A 15,463-nucleotide genomic window follows, 5' to 3' on the forward strand; every position below is an offset into this window, starting at 1 on the left:
TCCTATGTCCAGTGCCAACCCAAGAGTCTGGCGTAACCTATGGCATTTTCTAGCCTTTGGCTTCGGCTCAGGTTTGGCGCCTAAGGCTCAAGGTACTTGGGGTACGGTGGTAGGTTTACTCTTTGTGCCAGTGCTGTCTCAGCTATCTTTGACTTGGTTAGCCATTTTTTTGCTTGCCGCAACGCTCTTTGGCTGCTGGCTGTGCGGCAAGGTGGCTAAGGACTTAGGCGTGCATGACCACAATGGCATCGTCTGGGATGAGTTTGTTGGAATATGGATTACTTTTTTTGCTGTGCCCCTCACCTGGTATTGGTTAGTGCTGGGTTTTGTATTATTTCGTGTGTTTGATATAGCCAAACCTTGGCCAGTGAGTTGGGCGGATCAAAAGGTTGGTGGCGGGGTCGGAATTATGCTGGACGATATTCTTGCTGGAATAATGGCAGCAGGCGTTCTACAGCTGGTGTTATTTATTGTGGCGGTGTAGCACGCCAAGCAATCTAAAAGGAGTGAGCCCAATGAAATTAGGATTTAAAGCACTGGGATTAGTGTTAACCATGAGCCTAGTCGGCTGCCAAACCGTTAATACCACCAGTGGCGACAGTGTCGGTGTGCAGCGTAAACAGTATATGTTTAGCCTGTTGAGTACCGAGCAAATTAACCAAAGTTCGGCTTTGCAGTATCAAGAAATGATTCAAGCTGCAGCCAGTAAGGGCATGGTTGAGCGCAATACCCCCAATGCGCGGCGTTTAGAGGTGATTGGCCAGCGCTTAATTAAGCAGGCACCTTATTACCGCGCTGATGCAGCAAGCTGGCCGTGGGAAGTTAACCTGATTAAATCGCCTGAGCTAAATGCTAGCTGCATGCCTGGTGGTAAAATTATTTTCTTTAGCGGTATTATCGAAAAACTGCAGCTCACGGATGATGAAATCGCGGCAATTATGGGCCATGAAATTGCCCATGCTTTACGTGAGCATAGCCGTGAGGCGATGTCTAAAGCCTATGCCTTAGAAGTGGGTAAATTAGGTTTGGTTACCTTGCTGGGTTTGGGCGAGCAGGGTATGCAGTTGACCAATGCGGCAGTGGAATATGGTTTAACTTTACCTAATAGCCGCAGCGCTGAAACCGAGGCTGATCTACTGGGGATTGAGTTGGCCGCGAGAGCCGGTTATAACCCACAAGCGGCAGTGACGCTTTGGCAAAAAATGGCCCAGGCCAGTAGTGGTGCGCCTCCTGAGTTCTTAAGTACGCACCCTGCTTCCACATCACGGATTAACACCTTGCAAGCTGTAGTACCTAAAGTGCTGCCAATTTATCAGCAAGCAAAAAATCGTTATTAATCTGGCTAGCTGGCGCTGAGGCGGTCAGTTTGCCGCTTAATTAACAATTAGACGGCTAAATCTGGTACCTTAAGCGCCTTTTTAACGCACCACACTCTTTTAAATGACGAGTGCCATTAACTTAAACAGCCATTGGAGCAGTCATGTGCGACGCTATTGCTAACAACTACCGCGAGATTCTTCAGCAATTAGGAGAAGACCCTGAGCGGGAAGGATTACTAGATACCCCCCAACGTGCCGCGAAAGCGATGCAGTATCTATGCAACGGCTATGGTAAAACCTTAGACGAGGTAGTTAATGGTGCGCTGTTTGAGTCAGATAGCGATGAAATGGTAATTGTCCGTAACATTGAGCTGTACTCTTTATGCGAGCACCATATTCTGCCGTTTATTGGTAAGGCGCATGTGGCCTATATTCCTACCGGTAAAGTGATTGGCTTATCCAAGGTCGCACGGATTGTCGATATGTTTGCTCGGCGGTTACAGATTCAAGAAAACCTCACTCGACAAATTGCCGATGCGATTCAAGATGTTACCCAAGCGGCGGGTGTTGCTGTGGTGATTGAAGCGCAGCACATGTGCATGATGATGCGTGGGGTGGAAAAGCAAAACTCAGTGATGACTTCCTCAGCAATGTTAGGTGCGTTCCGTAATTCCGGTACCACCCGCCAAGAGTTTTTGCAGTTGATCCGTGACTAACCTCTTGGGTTAACCTGTGCGCTACTCACTGAAAGGTGTTAGGACGTCCTAGCACCTTTTTTATTGCCGCTGATTAATGGGCTGTCTTACGGCAACTAGCAACTAGTTGCGCGGTTTAGCCCGTGCCGTTGGCTCAGCGAGTAAAGGATTATCCGGCCAATAATGCTTAGGGTAGCGACCTTTTAAATCTTTTTTTACCTCGTGGTAGGTGGTTTGCCAAAAGCTGGCTAAGTCCATCGTTACCTGTACTGGGCGTTGGGCCGGTGACAACAAGTGTAATTTAAGTGGCTGTAACCCTTTTGCTAATTTCGGCGTTTGCGCTAAACCAAATAACTCTTGTAAGCGTACGGCAAGTACTGGGGGGCGCTCGAGGTAATCAATCCGTTTATTAGAACCAGAGGGTACTTGAATGTGAGAGGGACAGAGCTGATTGAGTTGCTGTTGTTGCTCCCAGGAAAGAAGCGAGTGCAGGGCATGGCCCAGCTCGATTTTGGCTAGTTGCGCTTGACGCTGAACACCTTGCACAAAAGGCAGCAGCCAATGTTCCAGTGAATTGATTAGCGCGGCTTGGCTTACATCGGGCCATTTTTCTTCGCTAGTTAGTTGCCCTTGTTGCTGTAAATCATGCAGCAACTGAACCCGCGCCAACCATTGTTGGTGTTCCGGTGTCCAGGGTAAACAGCTGAGTTGTTGCTGGCGTATATAACTGATTAAGGTTTGTGCAATTAACGACTGATCAATGGCGGCATGGGCTTGCGTACTTAACGTCAGTGCTCCGACCTTAACCCGCTGTTGAGCAATAAAACCACCGGCATCAGCTTGCCATGCACATTCACTCACGGTGTCCACCAGTGAGGCTAGACAGCCAGCAAATAATGCCGCGGATAAAGGTAGGGCACGTTGAATAATATCGTGGCTGCGACCTTGCACCGAACCCAGCTCAGCAATAACTAGCCACTCTGACTGTTGCAACGAGTCGGGCTGATAAAATTGCGCGGCGCGGCCATTGGCTAGCTTGTAGCTTTGTTGGTTGGTGCGCTGGGCAATTCGCTCGGGAAAAGCCAGGGCTAGGGCTGCGGCCAAGGCCAGATCAGGGCTTGGCATCTCGCCCACCCTAAGCGGCTGCTTAGGTAGTAACTGATGGTAGCGTTTAGCTTGTTGCTTAATGCGCTGGGCACGTCCTTGCTGAGAGCGTTCAATTTGGTAATCGCCTTGTAACGCCTCAATACGCAGGGATAAATCAGCGCCTTGTTCTGGCAAAATATCACGCTCGCCTAATAGGGCCGCTAATAAACAGGCGGTCTCTGTGGCGTTAAACGCTTGTCCGTAGAGTAATAAACAGGCAATTCGTGGCTCAACCGGAAGCTGTAGCATCGCCTGACCTTGTGCGGTTAAACGTCTTTGCTGATCAATCGCACCTAGTTGCTGTAATCCTATTAAGGCCTGCTGGTAGGCGCTGGGTTTAGGCGGATCGAGCCAAAATAACTCATCAGGCTCTGTCCCCCATTGTACTAACTGCAGTGCTAACGAGGATAAATCCGCTTGGCTGATAGCGGGGGTGGAAAAAGCAGGTAATTGTTGATGCTGCTGCTCTGACCATAATCGATAACAGCGCCCAGGTTCGATACGGCCGGCTCGGCCTGCACGCTGTGCGGCAGAGGCTTGGCTAATGCGCTGGGTGGTTAGTCGCTGGGTCTGAGTGGTTAAATCAAATAAGGGCACTCGCTCTAACCCGCTATCAATCACCTCGGTAATGCCTTCAATAGTAATACTCGACTCGGCAATATTAGTGGCTAAGACGATTTTTCGTAGCCCAGCAGGAGGTGGCTGGATTGCTCGTTGTTGTTGCTCAAGGGATAGCTCGCCATACAGGGGAGCGATCAGCGTATCTGCCAGTTGCGCTTGGTTAAGGGCCTGCAACAGTTGTTGAATTGCCTGTTGTCCCGGTAAAAATACCAGCAGATTGCCGCTTGATTTCCTCCAGCAGTGTAGTGTGGTTTGTAGCAGACTCGGCAGCAAAGGCTCATTTAACTTGCGCGGCTCCCCCCAATGAATAGTGACTGGAAACTGGCGACCTTGGCTTTCAATAAAGGGCGCTTGGGGAAACTGTTGGCGTAAGCGCTGGCTGGGCAAAGTCGCCGACATAATTAACAGGCGCAGTGGAGTATCTCGCAGTAATTCACGGCCATTGAGCATTAAGGCAAGGGCCAGATCGCTGTCTAGGCTGCGCTCATGAAACTCATCAAAGATGACTAGTCCCACACCTTCTAGGCTAGGATCTTGTTGCAACATGCGTAAAAAAACGCCTTCGGTCACGACTTCAATTTGGCTGGCAGCGCTTACTTTAGTTGCCATACGCATGCGATATCCCACACGTTGACCAACGGTTTGTCCTAGTTGCGCAGCTAAGCGTTCAGCTGCATTGCGTACCGCTAAGCGTCTTGGCTCAAGGAGGATGATTTTTTGGCCGGCCAGCCAAGGTTGATCTAGCAGGTATAGCGGCACCTGAGTCGTTTTACCTGCGCCGGGTGCTGCTTGCAAAATAACTTCGGTATGTTCACGCAGCGCTTGGAGTAGGGGTTGATAAACCGCATAAATCGGCAAGTCAGTAGCAAACACGAGGGAATTCCATTGAAAGGCAAGTGCGCACTGTAGCAGATTTTATTTGATCGCTGTTAGCCGCAGTCTGACTGGAAAAAAAGCCCTTTTACTGTATACTTATACACCTTTGTTACCCAGCTTAATTTAAGGTTGTTACGTGCGGAACCAGAAAAAAACGCCCTACGGTGTGCGCAAACGTCGTTCGTGGTGGTGGCTGCCCTATTCCTTGAGTCAGTGGCACTTTATTGTTGGCAGTACTTTATTAATCGGCGCACTGGGTTTGTATCAACATTATCTGGGTTACCTGATATTTATTGATGGCTGGCAACCGTTATATCCCTTGTACTTTGTTGATTTTCAGCAGCTCAAAGCCGAGTTGGGATTTAATTTAGCTTATTTAAGCCAGTTGTATGTTTTTCCACAGCTGGCATTAGGCTTATTGCTGGGGCCGTTTAAGCGCTTTAAGCGTACCCAGGTCGCCCGTAAAGTGGCGAGTGCTCGTTCGGCAAAAAAAGCCTTGCAGGGCTTAAGTTGGCAGGAATTTGAAGTGCTCACCGCCGAAATTTTCCGCGAACAAGGCTACAGCGTTGAAAACACCGTGGAAGGAGCTGACGGTGGTGTGGATGTTATTGCGAAAAAGAAAGGCGAAATCTATGTGATCCAGTGTAAGCATTGGAATAGTCGAGTAGGGGTCGCTATTATTCGCGAAATGGCCGGTATTGTAGCTGCCAGTGGCGCGGCTAAAGGTTATGTTGTGGCCTCAGGTGGTTTTACCTTAGATGCGATTGATTTTGCCCGTAGCGCCGGTGTTGAGCTAATGGCTGCCGAAGATATTCTGCACGCCCTGGGGCGTTAACAGGCCTGCTACAAGTAATAGCTGTAGCAGGCTCTACATAGCGTGGTTAAATAATCCCCACTGCAATAACAGGGAATAAATAGACCAAGACTAAGGCTAAAAACATCACAAAGAAGAAGGGAATGACCCCTTTAGAGACTTCGGCCAATGAGCCTTTGCCAACGGCTTGGATTACAAAAAGATTCATGCCAACCGGCGGAGTGATAAGAGCAAACTCAATCAAGATCGCAAATAAAATACCAAACCAGATGCGGTCAATGCCCATGGCATTCAGTGCAGGTAACAGGATTGGCATCATCAGCATCAGTAGCGAAACAGACTCTAAGAACAATCCCATGATCAACACAATGACACCGACGACCAATAAAAAGCCAGTGGGAGTGGAGAAGGTGTGGACAATGGCCGCAGTAATAACTTGGGGAATATCATAGAGTGCAACCGCGTGGCTAAAGAGTTTAGCGCCAACAATAATCAAAAATAAGGTTACCGTAGTGCGTAGACTGTCCATACAGGCCAGTTTAAAGTCGCTCCAGGAAAGGCGCTTCATCAGCAGTACTATGGCTAAGGCCGCCACCGTACCAACACCGGCGGCTTCGGTGGGGGTAAAAGCACCCGAGTAAATGCCGCTGATAATCAGTAATGCCAGTGCCATTGAAGGCAGTGCACGTAGACTCAAGCGTAGGCGCTGCTGGCGCGAGGCTTTAGCTACTGGGACGGTGTGCTGATCAAACAGTGCATGGATAAAGCAGTAAGCGACAAATAGAGCAGTCAGTAACAGTCCTGGAAGTAAACCGGCTAAGAAGAGATCTACGATCGAGTCTTCAGTAATTGAGCTGTAAATAATTAGCGGAATCGAAGGCGGGATTAAGATGCCTAAGGTACCGCCGGCGGCTAATAAGCCAAATACAAAGCGGCGCTGGTAACCGCGCGAGGTCATTTCATGGATCGCCACGTTGCCAATGGTGGCAGAGGTGGCCACAGATGAACCGCAAATAGCGGAAAACAGCGCGCAGGATAAAATGGTGGCAATTCCTAAGCCACCTTTCCAGTGCCCAACCCAACTTTGCATGGCAGCAAATAAATCGCGGCCAATGCCACCTTTAAGCAAAATATTCGACATTAATAAAAATAAAGGTACCGATAACAAAATAAAGTTATCTACCCCGCTAATCAGCTGAATCGGCACTGCCGCTAAGGGAATGTCGATATACCACAGCATAGCCATGGCCACTGCGGTAAAACTAAAAGCAATCGGCACTCCGACTAACAGTAGTACCCACAACAGTGCAAGAATAATTAAACTACTGGTCATGGACGCGGCTCCGCGGTGATCGGCTGCTTAACTAGTTGCAGCATGTGTAACAGGGCTTGTACTAACAATAAAGAAAAGCCAATCGGTAACGACAACTCGACCAGCCAACTGGGTAACACTAATAAGCTGGCGGATGCTCGCTGCTGGGCTAAGCTTTCTAACAGCGACTCAACTGACAATACAATAATCAGCAGCGCACAAGCAGCAATCACGATTAAGCCTAACCATTCGCTGATTTGCTGGCCGAGCCGACCAAAGCGTTCAGCGACTAACTCAATGCGCAGCATAGCGCGGCTTTGCAGCACATAGGCCATGCCTAAATAGGTGGCCCAGACTTGCGCCAATAAGCTCAACTCTTCCACCCAGATTGACGGTGAACCCAGCAAATAACGAGAAATAACTTCATATAGGATTGCAAACGCAACCAGCACAAACAGCGCAGCACCTAGCTTGGCGGCGGCTTGACTGAGGATGGTAACCAGTGCTGGAGAAGAGGGTTGATTAGTTGGCATGCTGCGCCTCACGGATCTGTTGGTTAACTTGGTCGACGGCGGTTAACAGCTGTTGGCCGAGTTCCCCCGTGCGCTGTAAAAAAGCTTCGCGTACTGGCGCGGCAGCAATGCGCCAGCTGTCGCGCTCGGCATCGCTCAGTTCAATTACTCGGGTATTGGGTTGCGCGGCAACAAAGGCTTCAGCTTCGCGTTCTAGACGTGGAATATCATGCCGCAGTTGGTTTTCGGCATATTGCGCTGCTTGGCGTAAAATAGCTTGTTGCTGTTCGGTTAAAGTCTGCCAGCGCTGCTCATTAACTAGCGAAACAAACTCAACATCTGCATGGCGAGTGAGGGTAATAGACGGCATCAGCTGATACAGTTTGCGTGATTTGATGGCTAGAATCCCGCTCAATCCGGCATCGACTGTTCCCCGCTGATAAGCGAGATATTGTTCGGCACCCGACAGCAGTGTGGGCCCCGCACCGACTGCGCTAATAAACTCGCCCACGGTTTTACCAAACACACGCACCTTGCGCCCGGCTAAATCTTTAGGGGTGCGGACTTCATGGTGCGACATAATGACCGTGCTGCCATAGGGTTGCCACCACATCACCCGGGTTCCAGTCTGGCGCATTGCCTCATCTAAGGGCGCGCGTACTGGGCTGTTGGGGGCAATTGCGGCAAGCACTGCCTGTTGATTATCAAATAAAAACGGCAGATAAAATAGGTCTACCGCTGGTAGGGTGCCGGCAAACTGGGTGAGTGAAACAATGCCCATATCCACTGCTCCCACGGCAATCGCCTTGGGCATTTCTTTATCGCTATACAGCTGCGAAGCCGGATAGATTTTAATTTTAAGTTGGCCTTGGCTTAAGCGCTGCACTTCATCGGCAAAGAGGTGCAGGTTTTCACCTAGGGCATGTTTGTCGGGTAGCTGTGAGGCAAGACGTAATTCAGTTACCGCCCAGCAGTTTAAAGCAACACTGCATAGCAGTAGCGCGGTTAATTGTCGTAGAAAAAACATAGCTCAATGGAGTGTTCACAAAGGTAGGAAGGGTAATTTTCCTACCTAAGCTAAGCAAATATCAAACTTCAGCCAATATCCGCAAGAACTCCAATACTTTAGCCTTAACGCTAGGTTTAGCTTGTGTTTTTAATGGTTTTTTAGCCAATTGTTGCTCAGCTTGTTGCCTCTTTAAGGACCGATTTTACTTGGTAGTGAGCGAACCTAGCCCTTGGCACAATGGTATTTATTGTGCCTTCTAGGTAGGCTGCAACGTCTGAATTTTTGTGCGGGCTACGCCAGTGCTCAAGTCATCGAGTACTCGCTAGCCTAATTTTTTGTTGTTAGGTGACTGATTAGTCTGCTTATGGTTGATGGTTCAGGCAGATGTGGTGACCAATCTCTGGAAAAATAACATGATCGGTATTAAAAGCATTGCAAGTTATATCCCACCGGGGCGCATTGATAATGTGGCACAGGCCGCTGAATTTGAGCGGGATGCAGCCTTTGTTGATGCCAAATTAGGCACCCGCACGTTGTCAGTGAAAAGCGATGCTGAAGAGACTTCCGATTTATGTGTGCAGGCAGTACAGCACTTATTAGCAAAAAATCCAGCGCTTAAACCAGAAGCGATTGAGGCCCTGATTGTGGTTACCCAAAACGGTGATGCCGAAGGTTTACCGCATACCTCGGCTATTGCCCAAGACAAACTGGGTTTACATAAGCAGATTGCATGCTTTGATGTGGGTCTTGGTTGCTCTGGTTATGTCTATGGTTTAGCCATTGCTCAAGGCTTTATGCAGGCAGCGGGGCTGCGTAATGCGGTATTGGTGACCGCTGATCCTTATTCAAAAATCATGGATCGTAGTGATCGCTTAACGACCTTATTGTTTGGCGATGCCGCTACCGCCACCTGGCTTGGTCAACAGCCACAGTGGGTATTAACAGCCAGCAGTTATGGCACCGATGGTGCTGGGGCTGAGTACTTGGTCACCAAAGACGGTCATTTTCATATGAATGGCCGCCAAGTGTTTAACTTTGCTAGCTTAAAAATTATCCCCCATATGCAAGAAGTCTTAGCTAAAGCGGGAGTGGATTTTGCCGAGGTAGATGCAATTTGCTTACATCAAGGCAGCGCAGCGATTGTCGATGCTATTGCCAAGCGCCTAGGTGAACATGGCGACAAAGTGCTCAAGGATATGTTTGGTGCAGGTAATACGGTGTCTTCCTCCATTCCGCTGTTACTTGAGCACTATGTGCTAGATAGCGACTATCAACAGGTACTCATGAGTGGATTTGGTGTGGGCTTATCCTGGGCGTCGGGGTTATTAAGTCGTGTCTAACGACTAGCGCCGCAGTGCACTAAAGACTGTGTTTAAAAGCGCTTACTGATCAGGCTAAGGTCTGGTTGGGTAGCGCTTTTTTTGTGGAAAAAATATCTCTGGCCCAATTTTCTAGACACTTAACAGCTAAGACCTTGGTTGAATAATTGTTAACACTTAAGCTTTTGTGTTGACAGTTATGGCGATTAAAACTAGCTTTACAGCTATTAATTTAATTAAGTGTTGACAATATATGGGTGTAATTACTGACTTAATGGTCACTGAGGAAGCCGACTCAGCGACTTTATCGGAACAAGTGTTTCGGACTTTGCAGGCTGCTATTGTGGCCGGTGAGCTACGGCCGGGCTGTAAAATTTCCGAGCCAGAGTTAGCGCGGACCTATGGCATCAGTCGCGGCCCATTGCGCGAGGCTTTGCACCGTTTAGAGGGGCAGCGTTTATTAGTGCGAGTCCCCCATGTGGGGGCTCGGGTCGTATCGTTGACGCCCGATGAGCTAATTGAACTCTATGAAGTACGGGAGTCGCTCGAGGGCATGGCCTGTCGTTTAGCCGCTGAGCGGATGAGCGAGGCAGAGATTGCCGAGTTACGTCAAGTATTGGCAACCCATGAGCAAGATGAATCGTTTCAAGCAGGTGTGGGCTATTACCAGCAAGAGGGCGACTTTGATTTTCATTACAAAATCATCCAAGGCAGTGGCAATAAAACCCTTGCTAAATTGCTATGCGATGAGTTGTATCAATTGGTGCGGATGTACCGTATTCGCTTTTCTACTACGCCCAATCGTCCCACTCAAGCCTTTACTGAGCATCACCGAATTCTAGAAGCCATTGCTAATCGTGATGGTGAGCTAGCAGAACTACTGATGCGCCGACACATCGCTGCATCACGTCGCAATATTGAGCGCCATTATGCCGGCGCAAATGCATTAACTAACCCCAATCGAGGTGCGTCATGAGTAAAAAAACTCCAGGTCAGCTATTCCGTGATGCGGTTGCCGCTGAGCATCCGCTACAAGTGGTCGGTGCGATCAATGCCAACCACGCATTGCTCGCTAAGCGTGCAGGCTTTAAAGCGATTTATTTATCCGGCGGCGGTGTTGCGGCTGGCTCATTGGGCTTACCCGATTTAGGTATTAGCGGCTTAGATGACGTACTCACTGATGTGCGGCGTATTACCGATGTGTGTGATCTGCCGTTATTGGTCGATGTGGATACCGGTTTTGGTTCATCGGCTTTTAACGTGGCGCGTACCGTGAAATCGATGATTAAGTTTGGCGCAGCGGCGATGCACATTGAAGACCAAGTGGGTGCTAAGCGCTGTGGTCACCGCCCCAATAAAGAAATTGTCTCGCAACAAGAAATGGTTGACCGCATTAAAGCCGCGGTTGATGCCCGCACCGATGACAGCTTTGTGATTATGGCGCGTACTGATGCGCTTGCAGTGGAAGGCTTAAACTCAGCGCTCGATCGTGCAGCGGCCTGTATTGAGGCAGGGGCCGATATGGTATTTCCCGAAGCCATTACAGAGCTAGAAATGTATAAAACCTTTGCCGATCGGATTAAGGCGCCTATTTTAGCCAACATTACCGAGTTTGGTGCCACCCCGCTGTACACCACCGATGAGTTGGCGGCAGTGGATGTATCCTTGGTGCTATACCCCTTATCCGCGTTCCGTGCAATGAACAAAGCAGCGGAAAATGTCTACAACGCCATTCGCCAAGATGGCACTCAGAAAAATGTGATCGACACCATGCAAACACGAATGGAGCTGTACGATCGCATTAACTATCACCAGTTTGAGCAGTATTTAGATAACTTATTTGCGCAGCAAAAAAACAAATAATGACTTAGCAAATACCGTTATAACTAGCGCTAAAGCAGTAACAAGCGTTCTAAAAATACAAAAATAACAACAGTTGTCATCGCTAATAAGAGGAATACAACAATGGCGGATGCAAAGAACAAAGTACTGAGTGGAGCAGGCTTACGTGGCCAAATCGCAGGACAAACCGCTTTATCTACCGTGGGTAAAGAGGGGGCTGGCTTAACTTATCGTGGCTATGATGTGCGTGAGCTAGCTCGCTGTGGAAAGTTTGAGGAAGTGGCGTATTTACTCCTGTACGGCGAGCTGCCAACGGCTGCTCAGTTACAGGCATATATTGAGCGGTTGCAGGCGTTAAGTGATATTCCCGATACCTTAAAAGAGGTATTAGAGCGAATTCCAGCTGATGCGCACCCGATGGATGTGATGCGGATTGGGGTGTCGATGCTAGGCACCTTAGAGCCAGAAGAATCCTTTGCTCAACAACATGATGTGACCGACCGTTTGCTCGCCACGTTACCCGCCATGCTAATTTATTGGTATCGCTTTAGCCATGAAGGGGTGCGCATTGATTGCGTCACCCAAGAGAAAGACTTAGGGGGCCACTTCTTAGCCCTATTGCATGGTAAATCACCGAGTGAGTTACATCGTGAAGTGATGAACGTGTCGTTGATTTTATACGCAGAGCACGAGTTTAACGCCTCAACTTTTACTGGTCGGGTGTGTGCTTCTACGTTATCGGATCTGTATTCCTGCGTTACCGGTGCCATTGGTTCGCTACGTGGTCCGCTGCATGGCGGTGCTAACGAGGCGGCGATGGATTTAATTGATCGCTTTAATTCGCCTGAAGAAGCGTTAGAAGAATTAAGGCAGATGGTCGAGCGTAAGGAATTGATCATGGGCTTTGGCCATGCGATTTATCGTGACTCAGATCCGCGTAATGAAGTGATTAAGGCGTATGCCAAGCAGCTAGCAGATGAAGTAGGGGACACGGTGATTTACCCGGTCTCTGAGGCAATTGAGAAGTTTATGTGGGATGAAAAACGCTTATTTCCTAATGCGGACTTCTTCCATGCATCGGCCTATCGCTTTATGGGGATTCCAACCAAGCTGTTTACCCCCATTTTTGTTTGCTCCCGCTTAACCGGTTGGGCCGCGCATATTTTTGAGCAGCGTGCCAATAACCGCATTATTCGCCCCAGTGCCGAATATATCGGTGAGGAACAACGCGCTGTAACACCTATTAGCGAGCGTTAATGCTAAAACCAGTGCTGCTGTCAGCGGCACTGAATCAACCGCTCCGTTGACCTGATGGATTGATTTGAGATGAATACCCAATACCGTAAAAATTTGCCTGGCACCGCGCTGGATTATTATGACGCGCGTGAGGCGGTAAACGCCATTGAACCAGGCGCCTATGAAAAGTTGCCATACACCTCGCGGGTCTTGGCAGAAAACTTAGTGCACCGCTGCGAGCCAGAGCAGTTAACGGACTCGCTCAAGCAATTAATTCAACGTAAACGTGATCTGGACTTTCCTTGGTATCCAGCACGGGTGGTCTGTCATGATATTTTAGGTCAAACCGCGCTGGTTGATTTAGCCGGTTTGCGTGACGCTATTGCTGAGCAAGGCGGTGACCCCTCGCAAGTAAATCCGGTTGTTCCTACCCAGTTAATTGTTGACCACTCACTGGCAGTGGAATGCGGTGGCTATGATCCTGACGCCTTTGCTAAAAACCGAGCAATCGAAGATCGTCGTAACGAAGACCGTTTTCACTTTATTGAGTGGACTAAAACTGCCTTTAAAAATGTTGATGTGATTCCGGCTGGTAACGGCATCATGCACCAAATCAACCTAGAAAAAATGTCGCCAGTGATTCAGGTGCGTAACGGTGTGGCGTTCCCTGATACTTGTGTCGGTACGGATAGTCATACCCCGCACGTGGACGCACTTGGGGTAATTGCTATTGGTGTGGGCGGTTTAGAAGCAGAAACCGTCATGCTCGGTTTACCTTCGATGATGCGCTTACCGGATATTGTCGGGGTGGAGTTGGTAGGTGAGCGTCAGCCGGGGATTACCGCCACCGATATTGTATTGGCATTAACGGAGTTCTTGCGTAAAGAGCGGGTCGTTGGTGCTTATCTTGAGTTCTTTGGTGAGGGCGCGGATAAACTCAGTATTGGTGACCGTGCAACTATTTCCAACATGACGCCAGAATATGGCGCAACCGCGGCAATGTTCTACATTGACCAGCAAACCATTGACTACCTCAAGCTGACTGGGCGCGAGGCGCAGCAGGTTGAGTTAGTTGAAAATTACGCCAAGTTAACCGGTTTGTGGGCAGACAGCCTAAAAACAGCCGAGTACGAGCGGGTACTGAAATTTGATATCTCGACCGTTGGCCGCAATATGGCAGGCCCATCAAACCCGCATGCACGTGTTTCCACCAGCGACTTAGCGGCTAAAGGCATTGCCGGTGAGTGGGTTGAGGAAGAAGGTTTAATGCCCGATGGCGCAGTGATTATTGCAGCGATTACCAGCTGTACTAATACCAGTAACCCGCGCAACGTAGTGGCGGCTGGACTGATTGCCCGTAAAGCCAACGAGCTAGGTTTAACCCGTAAACCATGGGTAAAAACCTCCTTTGCGCCAGGCTCTAAAGTGGCTGAGCTGTACCTTAATGAAGCCAATTTGCTTGGTGAGCTAGAGCAGTTAGGTTTTGGGATTGTCGGCTTTGCTTGTACTACCTGTAACGGGATGAGCGGTGCTTTAGATCCAGTGATTCAGCAAGAAATTATTGACCGCGATTTATACGCCACCGCAGTATTATCCGGCAACCGTAACTTTGATGGGCGTATTCATCCTTATGCCAAGCAAGCCTTCTTAGCATCGCCACCTTTAGTGGTAGCCTACGCCATTGCCGGAACGATTCGCTTTGATATTGAAAAGGATGCCTTAGGGTATGACGCTGAAGGCAACCCAATTACCCTGAAAGATATCTGGCCATCGGACGCAGAAATTGATGCGATCGTAGCCGAGAGCGTAAAACCTGAGCAGTTCCGCGAAGTGTATATCCCGATGTTTGATTTGGGCGAAATTGAGCAAGCGCCGAGCCCGCTCTATGATTGGCGGCCGATGAGCACCTATATTCGTCGCCCACCTTATTGGGAAGGCGCCTTAGCTGGCGAACGCACCCTCAAAGGAATGCGGCCATTAGCGTTGTTGGGGGATAACATTACCACTGACCACTTATCGCCCTCTAACGCTATTTTAGCCAGCAGCGCGGCGGGTGAGTATTTGGCAAAGATGGGTGTGCCAGAAGAAGACTTTAACTCCTACGCTACTCACCGTGGTGACCACTTAACCGCACAGCGCGCAACCTTTGCTAACCCGAAACTGTTTAATGAAATGGTGAAAGATGCAAACGGTGAAGTTAAACAAGGTTCGCTGGCGCGGATTGAGCCAGAAGGACAGGTTACGCGCATGTGGGAAGCGATTGAAACCTACATGGAGCGCAAACAACCGCTGATCATTGTGGCCGGTGCTGACTATGGTCAAGGTTCATCCCGTGACTGGGCAGCTAAAGGTGTGCGCCTAGCAGGTGTCGAAGTGATTGCTGCCGAAGGCTTTGAGCGTATTCACCGCACTAACTTAATTGGCATGGGTGTATTGCCGTTGCAGTTTGCAGCAGGTACTACGCGCAAAACTTTAGGCTTAGATGGCACTGAAACCTATGATGTGGAAGGCGAGCTGCAGCCGGGTAATACCATGACCTTGGTGATTAATCGTCAAAATGGCGAGCAGTTACGGGTACCGATGCTGAGCCGCTTAGATACCGCCGCCGAGGTTGAGGTTTATCAAGCAGGCGGAGTGTTACAGCGTTTTGCCCAAGAGTTCTTAGCATCCAACGTCGGTGCCTAACCAGTGCACCTGTTAAGGTAATTTACAACCCGCTAAGCGACGCTGTTTAGCGGGTTGTTATGTTTAAGCCACAGTAT

At 49.2% G+C, this 15,463-nt stretch carries 13 protein-coding genes; 9 read left to right on the top strand and 4 right to left on the bottom strand.

The window, feature by feature from the left end; translation table 11 throughout:
- The first annotated feature begins 4 nt into the window (after positions 1–4).
- The 3 genes from AC2T15_RS01515 (at position 5) to folE (ending at position 2,035) form a co-directional block, all read left to right on the top strand.
- Complete coding sequence (locus AC2T15_RS01515; RefSeq protein WP_486778549.1) at positions 5–484, top strand: phosphatidylglycerophosphatase A family protein; 480 nt, start codon at positions 5–7, stop codon at positions 482–484.
- Positions 485–515: 31 nt separating this feature from the next.
- Positions 516–1,337 (top strand): M48 family metallopeptidase, encoded by an 822-nt coding sequence (locus tag AC2T15_RS01520; RefSeq protein ID WP_486778550.1) that lies wholly within the window; start codon positions 516–518, stop codon positions 1,335–1,337.
- A 143-nt stretch (positions 1,338–1,480) separates the two neighbouring features.
- Entirely contained in the window at positions 1,481–2,035 is a 555-nt protein-coding gene (gene folE, locus AC2T15_RS01525; RefSeq protein WP_053101069.1) for a GTP cyclohydrolase I FolE, read from the top strand.
- Positions 2,036–2,137: 102 nt separating this feature from the next.
- Here folE and hrpB read toward each other — a convergent pair whose 3' ends face one another.
- Complete coding sequence (hrpB, locus tag AC2T15_RS01530) at positions 2,138–4,654, bottom strand: ATP-dependent helicase HrpB (RefSeq protein ID WP_486778551.1); 2,517 nt, start codon at positions 4,652–4,654, stop codon at positions 2,138–2,140.
- Positions 4,655–4,793: 139 nt separating this feature from the next.
- On the opposite strand from hrpB, the gene AC2T15_RS01535 reads away from it, so the two are divergent.
- A complete protein-coding gene (locus AC2T15_RS01535) occupies positions 4,794–5,492 on the top strand; it encodes a restriction endonuclease (RefSeq protein ID WP_286596579.1) in 699 nt (232 codons plus the stop codon).
- Positions 5,493–5,538: 46 nt separating this feature from the next.
- Here AC2T15_RS01535 and AC2T15_RS01540 read toward each other — a convergent pair whose 3' ends face one another.
- The 3 genes from AC2T15_RS01540 to dctP are packed head-to-tail and all read right to left on the bottom strand — an operon-like array spanning position 5,539 to position 8,322.
- Positions 5,539–6,804, bottom strand: a complete 1,266-nt coding sequence (locus tag AC2T15_RS01540; RefSeq protein ID WP_053103382.1) for a TRAP transporter large permease — start codon at positions 6,802–6,804, stop codon at positions 5,539–5,541.
- Positions 6,801–7,316: a TRAP transporter small permease gene (locus AC2T15_RS01545; RefSeq protein WP_486778552.1), complete on the bottom strand. Its 516-nt coding sequence runs from the start codon at positions 7,314–7,316 to the stop codon at positions 6,801–6,803. Before AC2T15_RS01545 ends, AC2T15_RS01540 begins: the two co-directional genes overlap by 4 nt.
- Complete coding sequence (gene dctP / locus AC2T15_RS01550) at positions 7,306–8,322, bottom strand: TRAP transporter substrate-binding protein DctP (protein WP_053105079.1); 1,017 nt, start codon at positions 8,320–8,322, stop codon at positions 7,306–7,308. Before dctP ends, AC2T15_RS01545 begins: the two co-directional genes overlap by 11 nt.
- A gap of 395 nt (positions 8,323–8,717) precedes the next feature.
- Here dctP and AC2T15_RS01555 point away from each other — a divergent pair, with 395 nt between their 5' ends.
- The 5 genes from AC2T15_RS01555 to acnD all read left to right on the top strand — a co-directional run bounded on the left by AC2T15_RS01555 (position 8,718) and on the right by acnD (position 15,386).
- Positions 8,718–9,644: a ketoacyl-ACP synthase III gene (locus tag AC2T15_RS01555; RefSeq protein WP_486778553.1), complete on the top strand. Its 927-nt coding sequence runs from the start codon at positions 8,718–8,720 to the stop codon at positions 9,642–9,644.
- A 232-nt stretch (positions 9,645–9,876) separates the two neighbouring features.
- The gene (locus tag AC2T15_RS01560) at positions 9,877–10,599 is read left to right on the top strand and encodes a GntR family transcriptional regulator (RefSeq protein WP_486778554.1); all 723 of its coding nucleotides are present in this window, start codon (positions 9,877–9,879) and stop codon (positions 10,597–10,599) included.
- Positions 10,596–11,486: a methylisocitrate lyase gene (gene prpB, locus AC2T15_RS01565; protein WP_486778555.1), complete on the top strand. Its 891-nt coding sequence runs from the start codon at positions 10,596–10,598 to the stop codon at positions 11,484–11,486. Before AC2T15_RS01560 ends, prpB begins: the two co-directional genes overlap by 4 nt.
- A 102-nt stretch (positions 11,487–11,588) precedes the next feature.
- Positions 11,589–12,722 carry a bifunctional 2-methylcitrate synthase/citrate synthase gene (prpC, locus tag AC2T15_RS01570; protein WP_053101077.1) on the top strand — a complete coding sequence of 378 codons (1,134 nt, stop codon included), beginning with the start codon at positions 11,589–11,591 and terminating at the stop codon, positions 12,720–12,722.
- A 69-nt stretch (positions 12,723–12,791) separates the two neighbouring features.
- A complete protein-coding gene (gene acnD, locus AC2T15_RS01575; RefSeq protein ID WP_486778556.1) occupies positions 12,792–15,386 on the top strand; it encodes a Fe/S-dependent 2-methylisocitrate dehydratase AcnD in 2,595 nt (864 codons plus the stop codon).
- Positions 15,387–15,463: the final 77 nt, after the last annotated feature.

The organism is Thiopseudomonas sp. SA1F2-1K, assembly GCF_057443035.1.